The following is a 17,714-nucleotide window of genomic DNA, read 5'->3' on the forward strand; positions in this document are numbered from 1 at the left end:
ACCGATACCGAGGCCTTACTCTCCCCGCGTGCCCGATCAGGCCGGTGAGACGGTTGCCGGAACGGGCAGCAACGTTGCCGTACCATAGCCGGGGCGGAAGGACGTGCAAGGGTGTGATCCTTACCGTATCGGGCAACGTGGATTGACTGCATCGGCAATGGTTGCCAAGGCAACTACATGGATTTTTATACGACAGAGGCGTTCGGTCCGGATTGCTCGCTGGGCTTCCTCGCGCGGCGTATCAATCAAGGAGTGCAGGGTGCGCTCGAGCCGCTGTTCGCCGGTGCGGGACCAAGCGTGACGCAATGGTCGGCAATGGTCTCGATCTGGTTCGGTCGCGCGAACACTTGCGCGGATCTGGCGCGCGATCTGGCCCACGATCGGGGTGCGACAACCCGGCTGGTCGATACGCTGGAGCAGCAGGGTTGGGTCACCCGCACACGAGCGACCGACGATCGTCGCGTCGTGAATTTGATGCTCACCCCGGAAGGGACGGCCGTGACGCTGGACTGTCGCGATCGGGCGGTAGCCTATTGGAACCGCGTGTTGGTGGACTGGGATCGCAGCGAGGTCGAAACGATGATTGGGCTGATGCAGAAACTGCGCGGGACGCTCGAGTCCGCAGCGATCGAGGACCGAGAAGCATGACCCGAACGAGGCTGTTGCTGGCCACCACGCTGGCGGGATCGCTGGCGGGATGTGCGATCCCGGAGTCGCAAACCGCGGTGGCGCCGCTTGCCGGGCCGTCGCTTGGGCTGTCGGACGCGGCGGCGATGACCGCTGCACCGGTCATCGCCGCCGATTGGTGGCGCGGGTTCGGCGACCGCCAACTCGACCGGCTGGTGACCGATGCGGTAGCGGGCAATCCGTCGCTCGATGCCGCCCTCGCACGGGTCGCGCAGGCGCAGGCGGTCTTGTCGACGAACCGCGCGGAGAACGGCCCGAACGTGACGCTCGATGCGCAGGAACAATATGCGCGGCTGAGTGGGCGCTACACGATCCCGCCGCCCTATGCGGGGTCGACGCGGTTCGTCGGGACGGTGGCGGCGAACCTGTCGTGGAACCTCGATCTGTTCGGGCGGCAGAAGGCTGCGATCGTTGGCGCACGCGCGTCAGTGCGCGCGGCCGCGCTCGATCTGGCGGCGGCGCGGCTGGCGCTGTCGGGGGCGGTGGTGCAGACCTATATCGACCTCGAACGCGCCGAGGCGCAGGCGGGGATCGCGACGCGGACGATCGCGACGCGCGAGAACACGCTGCGGCTGGTCAACGTGCGGATCCGCAACAAGCTCGGCAGCAAGCTGGATGCGCAGGCGGCGACGACGTTGCTGGCGCAGGCGCGACAGGCTTTGGTGCGCGCGCAGGCGGCGCAGGTGCTCGCGAAGAACGCTCTGGCGGCGCTGGCGGGACGCGGGGTGGACTATCCGGCGACGATCGGTGCGACCGCGTTGAAGCTCGATGCGGTATTGCCGTTGCCGGCGTCGGTACCCGCCGATCTGCTCGTACGGCGGGCCGATATCGCGGCGGCGCAGGCGCGGATCGAGGCGGCGGCGGCGGGACGTCAGGTGGCACGGCGCGCCTTTTATCCGAACGTGAATCTGGCGGCGATGGCAGGGTTCCAGGCGATCGGGCTTGGCAATCTGGTGTCGCTCGATGCCGGGACGGTCGGCGTCGGGCCGGCGATCCACCTGCCGATCTTCGATAGCGGCCGGTTGAAGGCGGATCTGGCGGGAGCGACCGCGGCGCTCGATCTGGCGACGGCGGACTATAACGACCGCGTGATCGGTGCGGTGCGCGAGGCGGCGGATGCGGTCGCGCGGATCGGGGCACTGGATGCCGACCGACAGCGACAACGCGAGGTGGTGCGCGGCTATGCCGAGACCGGGCGGCTGAACGCGATCCGCGTGTCGAGCGGACTCGATAGCCGGCTCGATCTGGTCGACAACGACGTGCGGTTGCTCGCCGCCGAACAGGCCGATGCCGATCTTGCCGCCAATTCTGCGCAACACCGCGTCCAGCTGGTGCTGGCGCTGGGTGGTGGTTTCGATTTTCAGGGTGTGACACGATGACCGATACGCAGACTTCCCCGCTGCCGAGCCTGTTGCGCCTGCGGGCAATCCGCAGCGTCGCAAGCGTGCGCTGACGATCCTCGGCGTGGTCGTGCTGATCGGCGCGATCGTGTGGGCGGTGTTCCATTTCCTGCTCGCCGCGCCCGAGCAGGAGACCGACGACGCGTATGTCGCGGGCGACGTCGTCTCGATCACCGCGCGCGATCCGGGACAGGTGACCGCGATCCATGCCGACAATACGCAGGTGGTTAAGGCGGGCCAGCCGCTGATCGATCTTGATGCGGCGACCGCGGATGTCGGTGTCGCCTCGGCCGAGGCGGAATTGGCGCGGGCGGTGCGGTCGACCCGGTCGGATTTTTCGAAGGTGAACGAGACCGGAGCCGCGGTCGTGCAGGCGGAAGCCGAGCTGGCGCGGGCGCGGAACGACCTCGCGCGGCGGCGTGGCGCGGCGGCCGAGGGCGCGATCTCGGGTGAGGAACTGAGCCATGCGGCGGATCAGGTGAAGGTGGCGAGCGCGACGCTGCAACTCGCGCGTAGCCAGCAGGCGCAGTCGCGTAGCGGCGTTGCCGGCACCACCGTGTCGAACAACCCGGCGGTGATGGCGGCGATCGCGGCCTATCGCCGCGCGGCGATCACGCGGAGCCACATGCATGTGGTCGCGCCGATCGACGGCGTGGTGGCACAGCGGACTGTGCAGCTCGGGCAGCAGGTGTCGGCGGGGATGCCGTTGATGGCGGTGGTGCCGCTCGACCGCGTGTGGGTCGATGCGAACTTCCGCGAGACGCAGTTGCGCGATCTGCGGATCGGGCAAGCAGCGACGGTGACCGCGGATATGTACGGCGACGACCTGGTCTATCATGGCCACGTCGTTGGGCTGGGCGCAGGCAGCGGCAACGCATTCGCGCTGCTCCCGCCGCAGAATGCGAGCGGAAACTGGATCAAGATCACCCAGCGCGTGCCGGTACGGATCGCGCTCGACAAGGGCGAGCTGCGGCGCAACCCGTTGCGGGTCGGGCTGTCGGTGAACGCGATCGTCGCGACGGCGGACAAGTCGGGGACGATGGTCGGGCGGCCTGCCGTGGCGGCGTATAAGGGGCTGGCGACGGGCGCGGGCGATGCTGCGGTCGAGGCGAAGATCCGGCAGATCATCGCGGCGAACCGGTGATGCTTGGGCGTTATCAGGGTGTGGCGTGCCGGCCTGCATTCGGCCCCCGCCTTCTTGTTCTCCCGCGAAGGCGGGAGCCCAGTCTGGGCTCCCGCCTTCGCGGGAGAACACGTCTCTTGCTGGGAATGGCTTCACATACTGCACCACCCCGGCGCAGGCCGGGGCCCAGTTGGAGAGGTGGTCGTAACGGAGTGCTGTCCTCCTTTAGCAACGTTCCCCAACTGGGCCCCGGCCTCCGCCGGGGTGGTGGCCTAGTTGGGGTGGCGTACCCTGACCGGAGCGCCAACTGATGGCCGCCGCCTCCACCACCGGCCCTGCCCCGCTCCTCGGCGGATCGCTCGCGCTCACCGCGTTCGCGCTCGCGCTCGGCACGTTCATGCAGGTGCTCGACACCACGATCGCCAACGTCTCGCTGCCGACGATCGCCGGCAACCTCGGCGTGTCGAGCGACAACTCGACCTGGATCGTGACCGCGTTTGCCGTCGCCAACGGCGTTGCGGTGCCACTCACCGGATGGCTGATGGGCCGGTTCGGCGTGGTGCGGACGTTCTGCGTGTCCGTCGCGCTCTTCACGATCGCCTCGTTCCTGTGCGGGATCGCGTGGGACCTGCCCTCGCTGATCGGTTTCCGCGTCCTCCAGGGCGCCGTCTCGGGGCCGATGATCCCCGGCAGCCAGGCGCTGCTGATCGCGATCTTCCCCGCGCATAAACGCGGCACCGCGCTCGCGATCTGGTCGATGACGACGCTCGTCGCGCCGATCATGGGACCGATCCTCGGCGGCTACATCTCCGATAACTATCACTGGAGCTGGATTTTCCTGATCAACGTGCCGTTCGGCGTGTTCACCGCGTTCATCTGCTGGAACAAGCTGGGCAAACGCGACACGCCGACGCGAAAGCTGCCGATCGATCAGGTCGGGCTGATCCTGCTGGTTGTGTGGGTCGGTGCGCTCCAGATCGTGCTCGATCTCGGCAAGAACGACGACTGGTTCGCCGCCGACCGGATCGTCATCGCCACCATCGTCGCCGCGATCGGCTTTGTCGGCTGGCTGATCTGGGAGCTCACCGACGCCAACCCCGCGGTGAACCTGACGCTGTTCAAGAACCGCAATTTCGCGATCGGCACGACCGCGTTCTGCCTCGGTTATGCGGTGTTCTTCGCCAACACGCTGTTGCTGCCGCTCTGGTTGCAGACGCAGATGGGCTATACCGCGACCTGGGCCGGACTGGTTGCCGCCCCCAGCGGTGCGGTCGCGGTGATCCTGACGCCGTTCGTCGCCAAGCTCGCGGGCAAGTTCGACGCGCGCATCCTCGCCAGCGTGGCGTTCGCAGCGTTCGGCTACTCCTATTATCTGCGCTCGGGCTACACGACCTATGCGAGCTTCTACGACCTGATGCTGCCGATGCTGGTCCAGGGGATCGCGATGAGCACGTTCTTCCTCTCGATGCTGACGATCTCGTTCGACCGCATCCCCGCCGAGCGGCTGCCGTCGGCGACCGGCATCTCGAACTTCGTCCGCATCACCGCGGGTAGCTTCGCGGCGTCGCTGATCACCACCGCGTGGGACCGACGCGAGACGTTGCACCAGAGCCGCTTGTCGGAGGCGGTCGGCGCGGGCTCGCCATATCAGCTGGCGCGCGAGGGGCTGGCACGGATGGGGCTGACCGACGTGCAATCCGCCGCCGTCGTCACGCGTCAGCTGGTCGGGCAGGCGTATCTGCTTGCGTCGACCGACCTGTTCCGACTGTCGTCGTGGCTATGCCTCGCGCTGATCGTGCTGGTCTGGTTCACCCGCCGCCCCGATCCTCCCAAGGGTCCGATCGCGGCGGATTGAGCGGAAGGACGATCATTAGCGCAGCGTCAGCCTCAGCCGGACGCCGTTGCCCGCGCGCAGCGTCAGGCGGCTGATCGGTTCGGGATCGTCGCCGGGGATCGTCGCGAGATCGAACGTGCGGACGATCCCCGCCAGCGTCAGCAACGCCTCCTGTTGTGCGAACCCCGCGCCGATGCACACCCGCGGCCCCTTGCCGAACGGGAGATAGGCGTGGCGACACGCGTCGGCTTGCGTGGGATCGTCGAAGCGATCGGGATCGAAGCCGTGCGGCTCGGGGAAATTGTCGCGGTTGCGCTGGACCAGCCACGGCGACACGACCAGCATCGCGCCGGGATCGAGATGCTTGTCGCGCATGTCGACCGGACAGGTGACGCTGCGCACGAGGAAACTCAGCGGCGGATAGAGCCGCAGCGTCTCGCGGAAGACGTTGCGCGTCACGCTCAGGCACTTCAGCGACTCGTAGGTGAGCGGCCCCTCCCCCGCCTCCGCGCGGATCGCATCCTGCAACGCCGGGTCGCGCGCGAGCAGGTACAGCGCCCAGGTGATCGCACTCGCCGCAGTCTCGTGCCCGGCGAGGAAGATCGTCGAGACCTGCTCCATCACCTCGTGCTCGGTGAACGCTGCGCCGGTCCGCGGATGGCGCGCATCGATCAGCGACTGGAGGATGTCCGCGCCGCGTTCGCCGCGCGCATGCGTTGCCGCGTAGCGCTCGGCGACGATCCCCGCGAACACCGCGTGGATTCGTGCGGCGGCGCGACGCGCCCGGCCGAGATAGCCGAGCCCCGGCAGGCGATAGAGCCGCAGCATCGCGCTGCGCTGCGCCTGCTTCTGATACTCGTGGAACGCCTCGAAGATTTCGCGCGCGCCGGCCGCATCGAGTGGCTGCGAAAACATCGTGCGGAAGATCACGTCGGCGGCGATGTGCGTCGCCAGCGGATCGATCGCCACCGGCTTCGCCAGGTCGAGGCCGCGCATCGTCGCGAGCAGATCGTCGACCGCCGCGGCCATCATCGGGAACACGCCCTTCAGCGCGGTATGGCCGAACGCGGGGTTCACCATCGCGCGCTGATCGCGCCAGTCCTGCCCGTTCGACGAGAACACCGAATTGCCGATCAGCGGATCGAGCAGGTCGTGGAGAAAGGCGTGCTTGGGAAATATTGCCGCATCGGTCTCGAGGATACGGCGGACCAGCGGCAGCTCGTTGGCGATGTAGAACGACAGCGCGGGCAGATGCATCTCGCCCATCTTCATCGTGTAGCTCTTGTCGAACAGGACGTGGATCCACGAATTCCAGCCGCGCAGGAACCGCTTGAACAGCGAGGATCTGGTGGCGTGCGGCTGTGGATAGGGCGGCGTGAAGCGAACGCTCATGCGATCGTCCGGAACGCCACGACCGACGCCTCGATGCCGCGCGCGGATGCGGTGAGGCTGGGCAGATCGAGCGGGCTCACGCGGTCGCCGACGCGCAGATAGTCGAAATGAATCTCGTATTTGTTGCGCCAGCCCTTGTGATAGGTTTCGGGCTCGTAGAACCGGTGGAAGCGCGGACTGAGCAGCTCGATCCGCGGGCGCGGCGACGGGCCGACCAGCAGCAGCGGGTTCGCCCCGAAGAACGCCGCGCCGTCGGGCGGCGAGCCGATGTCGATCCAGCGGAAATCCTGGCGCGACAGGTACCGAAGCCGCGCGTGAAACCGCACCGCGTCGCGGCGGCAGGCGACCAGCGGGATGCAGTGGCCATAGGTGACGAGCACGAAGTTCGCCGGCAGAATGCCGTCATAGCGCTTGAGCAGCCGCGCCATCAGCAGCATCGCCAGGATCGAGCCGTTGCTGTGGCTGACCAGCAGCACCTCGTCATGATCGCCGTGCAGGTCCTTCGCAATCTCGTCGGCGAACGCGTCGAGCCGTGCCTGGAGCGCTGGGCTGCCCTCGCCGTCGCCGAACTCGCCGTTGAACACGGCGAACCTCAGCAGCCACGGCGCGCGGATTGCGTCGAGCAGCGGGATCGCGCCCGCGCCGCCGATGACGAGGCCAAGGCCGAGCGCGAGCCACCACGGCAGCCAGAGCAGCGCGATCAGGAACACCGGCAGCGCGAGCAGCAAGGGCAGCAGGATGCTGAGGATCGGCGGATAGAGCATCGTCACCAGCGGGCCGGTGGCGAGCTTCCTGACGGTGGCGAAATCGAACAGGCGGAAATACCCGGCATAGACACGGGCGGCGCGCAGGCCGAGCTGGACCGGATTGCGGATCCACGCCTGCTGGACGATGTCCTCCCACCGCAGGAAGCTATAGTCGGTGGTCGCGTCAGCGGTATCGTTGCGGATCGTCCAGTCGCTGCGGATCGGCGAGGCGTTGCGGCGACGCGAGATAGCGACGGTCTCACCGGTCTTGTCGGCATAGCGGCCAAGCTGTTCCTTGGCGAGATTGTAATAAAAACGCACGCCGCGGGGATCGAAGCCGCCGACGTAAAAGACTTTGCGCTTGAATATCGTCACGATCGCCGCCTACTTCCCGCATGCCGACTGACGAAAAACCGCCTGAACGCAACTATTGCCACCTCTTGGATCACCGCAAATATAATCGCAATCGGGGCTGTCAATTACACGATAACGCTTACGGTATTGCCGGTGGCGGCAGTGAATCCGATCGATACGCGGCAGATACTGACTTTTATCGCGGAATGCGCGATCAAAACGATCCGATGGCGATCCCTGCACTGCTGGCATCTCGCGGGTTCGGTTGGTTTTTCTTCAATTATCACCCGGGGTACTGGCTTTGGCGAGGTCAGATGGTGCGACGTTTCGTCAAGGCGCAGTCATGACGCTTGCGCCATCGCCTATCCGGCGCGTGACCGTCGGCGCGGTGACGTTCGCCTCCGACCTGCCGTTCGTCTTCGTTAGTGGGCCATGCCAGATCGAAAGCCGCGACCATAGCCTGCGGCTGGCCGACTATCTGGTCGCTGCGACACGCGCCGCCGGCGTACCGTTCGTGTTCAAGGCCTCCTACGACAAGGCAAACCGGACCTCCGGCACGGGCCGGCGCGGCATCGGCCTCGACGAAGGCCTGCGGATACTCGCCGACGTTCGCGACGCGTTCGGCTGTCCGGTGCTGACCGACGTGCACGCGGTCGACCAGGTCGCCGCGGTCGCGGACGCGGTCGACATCGTGCAAATCCCGGCGTTCCTCAGCCGGCAGACCGACCTGCTGCTCGCGGCAGGGCGGTCGGGACGCGTGGTCAACGTCAAGAAGGGCCAGTTCCTCGCACCGTGGGACATGACGGCGGTCGCAGCGAAGATCGCGTCGACGGGCAACGAGGGCATCATCCTGTGCGATCGCGGCGCGAGCTTCGGCTACAACACGCTCGTATCGGACATGCGCGCGCTGCCGATCATGGCGCGCACCGGCTATCCGGTGATGTTCGACGCGACGCATTCGGTGCAGGCGCCGGGCGGTCACGGCGACTCCTCGAGTGGCGACCGCGACTTCGCGCCGGTGCTGGCGCGTGCAGCGGTCGCGGCGGGCGTCGCCGCGGTGTTCGCCGAAGCGCATGACGATCCCGCCAACGCGCCATCGGACGGGGCGATCATGTTGCCACTCGACTGGATCGCACCGCTGTTGGCGAAGCTGGTCGCCATCGACGAAGTAGTGAAGGCGTAAGCGCCGCGCATTTATAGCCTTCCCCCGACGCGCCAGAAACTGCGCGTCGGGGGCAATGGCCGTCTCGGCAAGGTTGGAACGGAACGGCGATTCCGGCAGCGATACCCCGACTAAGTCCGGCGGGTCACGGACGCACGTCCCAACTCACCGCCAGGGGCGGCGCGTTCGCGCCCACCGCGATCATCCCGTAGGCGCCGGTGCGCAACCTCGTCACGCCGGGCAAGGCGAAGCGGGCGTGTCCGCTGCTCGTGACCACCAGCAGCGTACCGGCGGCGGCGGCCAGTGCACCGCGCCAGGCACTCCGACGGGCATCGGCATCGACCTGCCACCCATCGGGGGCGACCGCATCGGTGTTCCAGGCATCGAGCGCGGGTTGCCCTACGCGCGCGAGCACGGCGGTTTCGCAGCGATTCTCGTCGGGCCCATGGTCGATCTCCCGCAGCCATTCGGCAATCGTCACCGCGCGGTCCTGCCCCGCCGCCGCCAGCAGGATCTGGGCCGTCTGTCGGGTGCGACGCAACGGACCGCAGACGACGCGATCGAAGACGATGCCGCGCCGCGCAAAGTCATGACCCAGCGCGCGCGCCTGTTCACGGCCGGTGACGACCAGCGGCAGATCGGTGCGACCGCCGATCCGGCGCGGCGCATCATCCGTCCCGAACGTATTGCCGTGGCGGACGACGAACACGCGCGCGATCATGGATCGTCCAGCGGATCGCCATGCGCCGCGATCAACGCCTCGGCCCGGGCGATGTCCGCCTCCGTATCGATCCCCGAAATGTCGAACCGTGCCGGCGCGATCTCGACCGCATCGATCGTCAGGCCGAGCTCGAACAGGCGAAGCTGCTCGAGCCCCTCATGGCGCTCGAGTTCGGTCTGCGCAGACGCTTCGAACGCCTGCAACGCGGCCAGCCGATATGCATAGAGCCCGACATGCCGCCATACCGGCGACAGCGTCATCGATAGCGCCCGCACGGTGGCTTCGTCGCGGATCGCCGGCAGGATCTGCTTCGAGAACCACAGCGCCCGCCCCGCGGTGGTGCGCACGCACGTGGTGCCACTAAACGGTGCGGTTCGCTTGTGCAGGCGCAGCGCGTCGAGCGCCGACCAGTCGAGCCGTACCACCGACGTCGCGATATCCGCGGTTCCGACCGACAGCGCTGCTGTCACCGCCGCGACCGCAGCAGGCGACTGGAACGGTGCGTCACCCTGGAGATTGACGACGATCCTCGGCGATAGGCCGCTCTGCGTCTTCGTCGCCATCGCCGCGGCTAGCGCACGCCCCGACCCCGAGGTGATCGCCCGCCGCGTCATGATCGCCTCACACCCGATTGCGCGGGCATGCGCTGCGATTTCCGGCGTGTCCGTCGCGACGACCAGCGTGGCATCGTCGAGCTGTGCGATCGCGCGGCGACCGAGCCCGATCGTCCGATGCAGCAGGCTGAGCCCGGCGATCGTCCGCAACGGCTTCATCGGCAGCCGCGACGACCCACCGCGGGCGGGGATGACCACCAGGATGGTCAGGCGATGCCTGCGCGCAACGTATCGTGCATGTGGATGACACCGAGCAGATAGCCGGCATCGGCGACGAACATCATCGTCACGCTGTTCGCCTGCATCCGGCGAAGCGCCTCGGACGCAAGCTCGTTCGGGGCTATCTTGATCGGGTTGCTCGTCATCCACGCATCGACGCGCGCGGCCATGCTGCCGCCGCCGGTGATCGTTCGGCGCAGATCGCCATCGGTGAACGCGCCGACCAGCCGATCCTCGGCATCGACGACTGCGGTGCCTCCGAACCGCGCCCGCGTCATCTCGGTGGTCGCATCGAGCAGGCTGGCATCGGGCCGGACCTTGGGAACGTCGCCGCCGGTCGACATCAGGTCGTGCACCTTGAGCAGTTGCGCGCCCAACCGGCCATTGGGATGGAATTTGTAGAAATCGTCCGCCGAGAAACCGCGCAGGTCGACGAGCGCCATCGCCAGCGCATCCCCGAGCACGAGTTGCAGCGTCGACGAGGTGGTCGGCGTCAGCGCGATCGGGCAAGCCTCGCGCACCGCCGGGAGGTTGATCAGCACGTCCGCCGCGCGTCCCGCCGTGCTACGCGCGCGTGAGGTGATCGCGGCCATCGGGATACCGAAGCGCTTGCAATAGGTGATGATCGGCGCGAGCTCGGCGCTCTCGCCCGAGAGCGTGATCATCAACACCAGATCCTTGTCGGTGATCATGCCGAGATCGCCATGCCCCGCTTCGGCGGGGTGGAGGAACATCGCAGGCGTACCGGTCGAGGTGAGCGTCGCAGTGACCTTGCGCGCGATGATTCCGCTCTTGCCCATGCCAGTGACGATCACTCGCCCGCTAAGTCGATAGATCTGCTGCACAAGCTGTTCGAAAGCTTCGGAAAATGATCGGTCCGTGAAGCGATCAAACAGCGCTTCGAGCCCTTCCGACGTGATTGCGAGCGTCCGAAGTGCGGATGCCGCGGTTCGCGACATGCCCAATGTTCGTACTGCTACCGCCGATCTCGCCGTCATGATTATCACCCCCGTGTAATCTTTATCCTCTCAAGGCTTTGCCGATCACCGTATTCGATATCATCGAACCGGAATGCCCCCACGTCCTATACACAATTTTATTTGATCGTTGTTTTTATTGTCCGATCGAATTCAGTCCCGGATATTATCCTGAATTGCTCGCCGACAACAATAGACGATGCGTACAATATCGATAGCGACGTGCCATTCCTGGATCGTTCGCGATTTTAGTCCCGGCGGCGGCGAAATCGAAACGATACCGAAACTTTTCAAGCCTAATGATCTGGTTACCAAGTTCAAACGCCTGTGGGGGCCAGACCTATGACGATCACGACACCCGTTTTGCGGGTCGCAGCCGCATGCCTTTTCCTGAGCACCGCACCGGCGATCGCCGGCGAGATACCGACTTGCGGCAACACCGTGAGCACGCCGCGGCTGGTCTGCGACGAGGGCGCCTGCATCCGCGTTCCCGTCAAGGATCTGTGCGATGCCGTGCGTGCCGCGTATCCCGGCAAGCGGCGGGCGCTCCGCCCGAGCCGGATCGAACTGAACCCGGTCCGCGATGAATTGACGCTGCTGATCGCGAGCGTGAGCTAGGCGATTGGCGGGAAATGGCGCGTAGTCAGGCGGATGTTCGAGACCGCCTATCGAACACGAACGCCGCACCGGGAACGACGATGCCGGTCGCGGTCAGCGACAACGTGCCGTCCGACTGGATATCGAGCAGCGTCACGCGGTGATCGCGTTCGTGCGCGACGATCATCTGGCGCTCGTCTTCGAGCAACAGGAAGAATCGCGGCGAGGCCCCGCCGCTGGCGACATGCTGGAGCAGCACCGGTTCGCCCTCGTCATCGAGTGCGAAGACGGCGATGCTGTCGTCGCCCCGGTTCGACACGTAGAGCCGGTTGCCCGCGGCATTTGCCGCGATGTGCGCGACGATCGACCCCTGTGCCGCATCGGCCGGCAGGGTCGATACCGTACTGCGCGGGCGGAACACCGCCCCCTCGATCTCCAGGACGACCAGGTGATTGGTCAGCTCGCACGCGAGATAGGCCAACCCCGGTCGGTGGGGGTGCAGCAGAAGGTGGCGTGGCCCTGAGCCGGGTGGCGCATCCAGTGCGACAATCGGCTGACCGAGCGTACCGTCCTCGGCATCGAATGCGAACGCCAGCACCTGATCGGTGCCGAGATCGGTGGCGTAGAGCCAGCGATTATCCGGGCTGAACCCGACCCAATGCGCGTGGGGCGACTGCTGCCGATCGGGATTCGGCCCCGACCCGGTGTTTTGCCGCACGATCGGCACGCCGACCGGGAGACCGGTCTGCGGGTCGAGGCGTTGCACCGACAGGCTGCCGCTGGCGTAATTGGCGACCGCGAACCAGCACTGGCTGCGATCAAGCGCGATGTGGCACGGTGCGACGCCGCCAGTCGGTATTTGTGCGAGGCAATCCCAGGACGCGAGGCCATCATCCTCGCGCCTGCGGAACACCCCGACCGACCCGCCATGCTCGTCGACCAGATAATGAAGATCGAACCGCGCGGCATGGACGCCAAACGAACAGTTCTGCGCGGGATGTGCCGGCGCGGGCATCGTCCATTCCCCGGCACCGCGATGCAACGGATACACCCCCTCCCCGCCGCCACCGGCATAGGTCCCGATCCACAGCGATGCGGCAGGCCTGTCGGTTTGCGGTTCGGGGTCATGGCGCGTCATCACCTGGGCCTTACGCTGTTCCATCGGCGAAGAAAGGCGGATCGTGTCGATCGACGATGCTCGCCCGATGGGTCGTCGCGGGGCGGGCGCGCGGTCATGCTTACCGCAATTGCAGTTATCCTCTCCCGCCGGCCACCCGCGCCCTTCCCCGATCCGCTCCCCCTTGCTAAGGCCCCTCGGGTAACAGCATTTTTCGCTCGGTCCCCGACGCGCCCGCGTGGCCTATATGGCTGCTTTCCCTCGGCGCCCGGCGGCCCGACGCCCACGGGAAGGACCCCTATGACTGCCATCGGCCAGGACACCCTCAAGACCCGCACCAGCCTCTCCACCGGCGGCAAGTCGTACGACTATTACAGCCTCGCCAAGGCGTCGGAACAGCTCGGCGACATCAGCCGCCTGCCCTTCTCGATGAAGGTGCTGCTCGAGAACCTGCTCCGCTTCGAGGACGGCGTGACCGTCACCCGCGAGGATATCCAGGCGATCGTCGACTGGCAGAAGGAGCGTCGCAGCGACCGCGAGATCCAGTATCGCCCGGCCCGCGTGCTGATGCAGGATTTCACCGGTGTTCCCTGCGTGGTCGACCTCGCCGCAATGCGCGACGCGATGACCAAGCTCGGCGGCAACCCCGAGAAGATCAACCCGCAGGTCCCCGTCCACCTCGTCATCGATCACTCGGTGATGGTCGACGAGTTCGGCACCCCGCAGGCGTTCCACGACAACGTCGACCTCGAGTACGAGCGCAACATCGAGCGTTACGAGTTCCTGAAGTGGGGCAGCAAGGCGCTCGACAATTTCCAGGTCGTCCCCCCCGGCACCGGCATCTGCCACCAGGTGAACCTCGAATATATCGGCCAGGCCGTCTGGTCGTCGGCGTCGTCGGGTGACCATGGCGACGGCACGATGATCGCGTATCCCGACACGCTGGTCGGCACCGACAGCCACACGACGATGATCAACGGTCTCGGCGTGCTCGGCTGGGGCGTCGGCGGGATCGAGGCCGAGGCCGCGATGCTCGGCCAGCCCGTGTCGATGCTGATCCCCGAGGTCGTCGGCTTCAAGCTGCTCGGCAAGTTGAACGAGGGCATCACCGCCACCGATCTCGTGCTCACCGTCACGCAGATGCTGCGCGCCAAGGGTGTGGTCGGCCGCTTCGTCGAGTTCTTCGGCCCCGGCCTGTCGTCGATGACGCTCGCCGATCGCGCGACGATCGCCAACATGGCGCCCGAATACGGTGCGACCTGCGGCTTCTTCCCGATCGACGACAAGACGCTCGATTACATGCGCCTCACGGCACGGTCCGATGAGAATGTCGAGCTGGTCGAAGCTTATGCCAAGGCCAACGGCTTCTGGCGCGACGAGAACGCCGAGGACCCCGTCTTCACCGATACGCTCGAGCTCGACATGGGCACCGTCGTCGCATCGCTCGCCGGTCCGAAACGCCCGCAGGACCGCGTCAGCCTCAACAAGGTCGACGAGGTGTTCAACAGCGACCTACACAAGCTGTACCACAAGGAGCAGCCCGCCCGCGTCGCGGTCGAAGGCCGCGAGCATGACATCGGCGACGGCGACGTCGTGATCGCCGCGATCACCAGCTGCACCAACACCTCGAACCCGTCGGTGCTGGTCGCTGCAGGGCTCGTCGCGCGCAAGGCGAACGCGCTCGGCCTCAAGTCGAAGCCGTGGGTGAAGACCTCGCTCGCCCCCGGTTCGCAGGTCGTCACCGACTATCTCGACAAGGCCGGCCTCACCGCTGACCTCAACGCGCTCGGCTTCAACCTCGTCGGTTATGGCTGCACGACCTGCATCGGCAACTCGGGTCCGCTGGCCCCTGCGATCTCGGCTGCGATCAACGAGAACGACCTCGTCGCCGCGTCGGTGCTTTCGGGCAACCGCAACTTCGAGGGCCGCGTATCGCCCGACGTTCGCGCCAACTTCCTCGCATCGCCCCCGCTCGTGGTCGCCTATGCGATCAAGGGCACCGTCACGACCGACATGATCGAGACGCCCCTGGGTCAGGGTTCGGACGGACAGGACGTGTATCTGCGCGATATCTGGCCGACCAACGAGGAAGTCCGCAGCACTATGGACGCCAATATCGACGCGACGATGTTCGCGGCGCGCTACGGCGACGTCTATGCGGGCGACTCCAAGTGGCGCGAGATCGACGTCACCGGCTCGGACACGTACCAGTGGCGCGCCGGGTCGACCTATGTCGCCAACCCGCCCTATTTCGACGGCCTGTCGATGACCCCCGCCCCCGTGCAGGACATCATCGACGCCAAGCCGCTCGCGATCCTCGGCGATTCGATTACCACCGATCACATCTCGCCGGCCGGTTCGATCAAGGCCGACTCGCCCGCAGGCCGCTTCCTGCAGGAGCATCAGGTCAGCGGGGCGGACTTCAACAGCTATGGCGCCCGCCGCGGCAACCATGACGTGATGATGCGCGGCACCTTCGCCAACATCCGCATCAAGAACGAGATGGTCCCCGGCGTCGAAGGCGGCATGTCGAAGTACGACGGCGAAGTCATGGCGATCTACGACGCCGCGATGCGTTTCAAGCAGGACGGCACGCCGCTCGTGATCGTCGCCGGCAAGGAATACGGCACCGGCTCGTCGCGCGACTGGGCGGCGAAGGGCACCAACCTGCTCGGCGTCCGCGCCGTGATCACCGAGAGCTTCGAGCGCATCCACCGCTCGAACCTGGTTGGCATGGGCGTGCTGCCGTTGCAGTTCGCCGAAGGCACCGATCGCAAGACGCTCGGTCTCGACGGCTCGGAGATGTTCACGATCCTCGACGTCGCGAGCATCCGCCCGCGCCAGGACGTCATGGTCAAGATGACCCGCGCCGACGGCACCAGCGAGACGTTCCAGACCAAGTGCCGGATCGATACCGTCAACGAGCTGGAATATTTCCTCAACGGCGGCATCCTCCACTACGTCCTGCGCAAGCTGGCTGCGTAAGGCTGCAACGTCGTCCCGGAGCGATCCGGGACGACGGACGCGTCGCCGTCCAAGCCGTTAGCTACCTAAAACGACCGTCATCCCAGCGAAGGCTGGGATATCTCCGTGAGGCCCACGTCGCCCATCACGAGGGATATCCCAGCGTTCGCTGGGATGACGTGTTTTGGCGGACGACGAAGCGTCGATCATGTTCCCCGCCGTCATTCCAGCGAAAGCTGGAATATCCCGGTTTGGCGAGGGTCACCCACCACGAGAGATACCCCAGCTTTCGCTGGGGTGACGGGTATGGCGGATGGGTGTGTCGGCGGATGATGGCAGGCGATACTTTTGCCTTGCCGTCATTCCAGCGAAAGCTGGAATATTCCGGTTTGGCGAGGGTCACCCACCACGAGAAATACCCCAGCTTTCGCTGGGGTGACGGATATTGGGGGCGTGACGGGCCCAGACGCGTGGCGGAAGGCAGACGCGTGGCGCGAATGCTATTCGAGCTCCGTCCCTGAACGCAAAAGGCGGGGCGACCGTGATGGTCGCCCCGTAGTTCAGGGAGAAGACCGGGACAGGGAGACCCGGTCAAGTCGCCGTCCACAGGGGGAGAGGGAGCGGCGACACACACCCTTTCGTCCCGATATGTTGCAGCGATATGTCGGAATCGACGTGACGATAATTTAATCCGGGGATCGCAGCATGCACCCAGACGGTGGCGCTACTCCGCCTGCTCCCACCCGCCACCGAGCGCCTTGAACAACGCCACCGTCAGCTGCCGCAACTGCGCGTCGCTAGCCACCAGCTGCTCCCGGGCGGCCAGCACGTCCGTCTGCGCATCCAGCAGCGTATTCTGCGCCACGAACCCGGTCCGGTACTGCGACTCCGCCGCCTTCGCGCTGCTCTGTGCATCGACGATCGCCCGTTGCAGCGCCGCATTCCGACGCCGCTCGGCGGCGATCTGCGCCAATGGGTCCTCGACGTCGCGCAACGCCTGCAACACGGTCGAGCGATAGCGGAGATACGCCTGCTCACGGTCCTCCTCGCGCGACTTCACGGTCGACTTGCGCCGGCCCCAGTCGAGCAGCGGGAACTGCGCCGCGCCACTCGCGGTCAGCTGGAGACTGTCGCCGGAGAACAGATTGCCGAGCGCGGTCGAGATTAGCTGGCTCATGCCGGTGAGGCTGAACTTCGGATACATGTCCGCCACCGCGACACCGATATCCGCGGTCGAGGCAGCTAGATCGCGTTCGGCCGCGCGGATGTCAGGACGCCGCCGCAACAGCTCGGAGGGCAGGCCCGCCGGGATCGTCGGTACGCCGAGCGGAGCGACCGACGGTGCCGCGAGTTCGGTCATCAACGTCGCGGGCGGCTCGCCGAGCAGGATCGCCAGCGCGTGCATGCGGACATCGACATCGGCGCGGACCGGTTCGGCGCGCGCCTGAGTCGAGGTGATCGAAGCACGCTGGCGGGTGACGTCGATCGGCGGGACGAGGCCGACCTTGGCGATGTTGCCCGCGATCGTCAGCGCGCGCTGCTGGTTGGCGATCTCGCCCTCGATCGTCGCGAGCTGCGCCTGGTCGAGCCGCAGCGCGAAATACGCCTGCGCGACTTCGGCGGCGAGTGTCACCGCCGCATCGCGTTTCGACCACACTGCAGCTTCGGTGCGCGCGCGCGCCCTCGGTGCTGCGCCGGACGCCGCCGAACAGGTCGAGCTCCCAGCTTGCGTCGAACCCGACCGAGTACGTCGTGATCCCGCTACCGGGCAGCGCGATACCGCCGGTCGAACCGGTACCACCCGCCC

Annotated in this window: 15 protein-coding genes; 8 read left to right on the plus strand and 7 right to left on the minus strand. The window is 66.5% G+C overall.

Going from position 1 to position 17,714, the window contains the following annotated elements; genetic code table 11:
• The first annotated feature begins 177 nt into the window (after positions 1 to 177).
• The 4 genes from QP164_RS10035 to QP164_RS10050 all read left to right on the plus strand — a co-directional run bounded on the left by QP164_RS10035 (position 178) and on the right by QP164_RS10050 (position 5,065).
• Positions 178 to 648 (plus strand): MarR family winged helix-turn-helix transcriptional regulator, encoded by a 471-nt coding sequence (locus QP164_RS10035; RefSeq protein WP_333923037.1) that lies wholly within the window; start codon positions 178 to 180, stop codon positions 646 to 648.
• Positions 645 to 2,066 carry an efflux transporter outer membrane subunit gene (locus QP164_RS10040; RefSeq protein WP_333923038.1) on the plus strand — a complete coding sequence of 474 codons (1,422 nt, stop codon included), beginning with the start codon at positions 645 to 647 and terminating at the stop codon, positions 2,064 to 2,066. The genes QP164_RS10035 and QP164_RS10040 overlap by 4 nt, the downstream gene beginning before the upstream one ends.
• Before the next feature lie 70 nt (positions 2,067 to 2,136).
• Positions 2,137 to 3,231, plus strand: a complete 1,095-nt coding sequence (locus QP164_RS10045; protein ID WP_333924231.1) for an efflux RND transporter periplasmic adaptor subunit — start codon at positions 2,137 to 2,139, stop codon at positions 3,229 to 3,231.
• Positions 3,232 to 3,520: 289 nt separating this feature from the next.
• Positions 3,521 to 5,065, plus strand: coding sequence for a DHA2 family efflux MFS transporter permease subunit (locus QP164_RS10050; protein ID WP_333923039.1), 1,545 nt, complete (start codon positions 3,521 to 3,523; stop codon positions 5,063 to 5,065).
• 15 nt (positions 5,066 to 5,080) lie between these two features.
• On the opposite strand, the gene QP164_RS10055 is transcribed toward QP164_RS10050, so the two are convergent.
• The gene (locus tag QP164_RS10055) at positions 5,081 to 6,436 is read right to left on the minus strand and encodes a cytochrome P450 (RefSeq protein WP_333923040.1); all 1,356 of its coding nucleotides are present in this window, start codon (positions 6,434 to 6,436) and stop codon (positions 5,081 to 5,083) included.
• A complete protein-coding gene (locus tag QP164_RS10060) occupies positions 6,433 to 7,557 on the minus strand; it encodes a hypothetical protein (protein ID WP_333923041.1) in 1,125 nt (374 codons plus the stop codon). Before QP164_RS10060 ends, QP164_RS10055 begins: the two co-directional genes overlap by 4 nt.
• A 20-nt stretch (positions 7,558 to 7,577) precedes the next feature.
• On the opposite strand from QP164_RS10060, the gene QP164_RS10065 reads away from it, so the two are divergent.
• Positions 7,578 to 7,883: a hypothetical protein gene (locus QP164_RS10065; RefSeq protein WP_333923042.1), complete on the plus strand. Its 306-nt coding sequence runs from the start codon at positions 7,578 to 7,580 to the stop codon at positions 7,881 to 7,883.
• Entirely contained in the window at positions 7,880 to 8,719 is an 840-nt protein-coding gene (gene kdsA / locus QP164_RS10070) for a 3-deoxy-8-phosphooctulonate synthase (protein ID WP_333923043.1), read from the plus strand. Before QP164_RS10065 ends, kdsA begins: the two co-directional genes overlap by 4 nt.
• Before the next feature lie 124 nt (positions 8,720 to 8,843).
• Here the strand turns inward: kdsA and QP164_RS10075 are convergent, their stop codons facing one another.
• The 3 genes from QP164_RS10075 to QP164_RS10085 are packed head-to-tail and all read right to left on the minus strand — an operon-like array spanning position 8,844 to position 11,211.
• A complete protein-coding gene (locus QP164_RS10075) occupies positions 8,844 to 9,419 on the minus strand; it encodes a histidine phosphatase family protein (protein WP_333923044.1) in 576 nt (191 codons plus the stop codon).
• On the minus strand, positions 9,416 to 10,231 hold the full coding sequence (kdsB, locus tag QP164_RS10080; RefSeq protein WP_132741478.1) for a 3-deoxy-manno-octulosonate cytidylyltransferase: 816 nt from the start codon (positions 10,229 to 10,231) through the stop codon (positions 9,416 to 9,418). The genes QP164_RS10075 and kdsB overlap by 4 nt, the downstream gene beginning before the upstream one ends.
• Positions 10,232 to 10,239: 8 nt before the next feature.
• Positions 10,240 to 11,211: a KpsF/GutQ family sugar-phosphate isomerase gene (locus QP164_RS10085; RefSeq protein ID WP_132741476.1), complete on the minus strand. Its 972-nt coding sequence runs from the start codon at positions 11,209 to 11,211 to the stop codon at positions 10,240 to 10,242.
• A 360-nt stretch (positions 11,212 to 11,571) separates the two neighbouring features.
• Between QP164_RS10085 and QP164_RS10090 the strand changes: the two genes are divergently transcribed.
• Positions 11,572 to 11,847, plus strand: a complete 276-nt coding sequence (locus QP164_RS10090) for a hypothetical protein (protein ID WP_132741474.1) — start codon at positions 11,572 to 11,574, stop codon at positions 11,845 to 11,847.
• A gap of 25 nt (positions 11,848 to 11,872) precedes the next feature.
• Here the strand turns inward: QP164_RS10090 and QP164_RS10095 are convergent, their stop codons facing one another.
• Entirely contained in the window at positions 11,873 to 12,964 is a 1,092-nt protein-coding gene (locus QP164_RS10095) for a lactonase family protein (protein WP_333923045.1), read from the minus strand.
• Between the two features lie 279 nt (positions 12,965 to 13,243).
• Here QP164_RS10095 and acnA point away from each other — a divergent pair, with 279 nt between their 5' ends.
• Positions 13,244 to 15,928, plus strand: coding sequence for an aconitate hydratase AcnA (acnA, locus tag QP164_RS10100; protein ID WP_333923046.1), 2,685 nt, complete (start codon positions 13,244 to 13,246; stop codon positions 15,926 to 15,928).
• A 703-nt stretch (positions 15,929 to 16,631) separates the two neighbouring features.
• On the opposite strand, the gene QP164_RS10105 is transcribed toward acnA, so the two are convergent.
• The gene (locus QP164_RS10105) at positions 16,632 to 17,564 is read right to left on the minus strand and encodes an efflux transporter outer membrane subunit (protein ID WP_333923047.1); all 933 of its coding nucleotides are present in this window, start codon (positions 17,562 to 17,564) and stop codon (positions 16,632 to 16,634) included.
• Positions 17,565 to 17,714 lie beyond the last annotated feature (150 nt).

Source organism: Sphingomonas sp. LR59 (assembly GCF_036855945.1).
Lineage (GTDB): Bacteria > Pseudomonadota > Alphaproteobacteria > Sphingomonadales > Sphingomonadaceae > Sphingomonas.

Bases quoted from the DNA above. Each gene is read 5' to 3' on its own strand.
- QP164_RS10075 (WP_333923044.1), bottom strand. From the start codon at position 9,419: ATGATCGCGCGCGTGTTCGTCGTCCGCCACGGCAATACGTTCGGGACG.
- QP164_RS10040 (WP_333923038.1), top strand. From the start codon at position 645: ATGACCCGAACGAGGCTGTTGCTGGCCACCACGCTGGCGGGATCGCTG.
- kdsA (WP_333923043.1), top strand. From the start codon at position 7,880: ATGACGCTTGCGCCATCGCCTATCCGGCGCGTGACCGTCGGCGCGGTG.
- QP164_RS10055 (WP_333923040.1), bottom strand. From the start codon at position 6,436: ATGAGCGTTCGCTTCACGCCGCCCTATCCACAGCCGCACGCCACCAGA.
- acnA (WP_333923046.1), top strand. From the start codon at position 13,244: ATGACTGCCATCGGCCAGGACACCCTCAAGACCCGCACCAGCCTCTCC.
- QP164_RS10085 (WP_132741476.1), bottom strand. From the start codon at position 11,211: ATGTCGCGAACCGCGGCATCCGCACTTCGGACGCTCGCAATCACGTCG.
- QP164_RS10035 (WP_333923037.1), top strand. From the start codon at position 178: ATGGATTTTTATACGACAGAGGCGTTCGGTCCGGATTGCTCGCTGGGC.
- QP164_RS10065 (WP_333923042.1), top strand. From the start codon at position 7,578: ATGCCGACTGACGAAAAACCGCCTGAACGCAACTATTGCCACCTCTTG.
- QP164_RS10090 (WP_132741474.1), top strand. From the start codon at position 11,572: ATGACGATCACGACACCCGTTTTGCGGGTCGCAGCCGCATGCCTTTTC.
- QP164_RS10095 (WP_333923045.1), bottom strand. From the start codon at position 12,964: ATGACGCGCCATGACCCCGAACCGCAAACCGACAGGCCTGCCGCATCG.
- QP164_RS10050 (WP_333923039.1), top strand. From the start codon at position 3,521: ATGGCCGCCGCCTCCACCACCGGCCCTGCCCCGCTCCTCGGCGGATCG.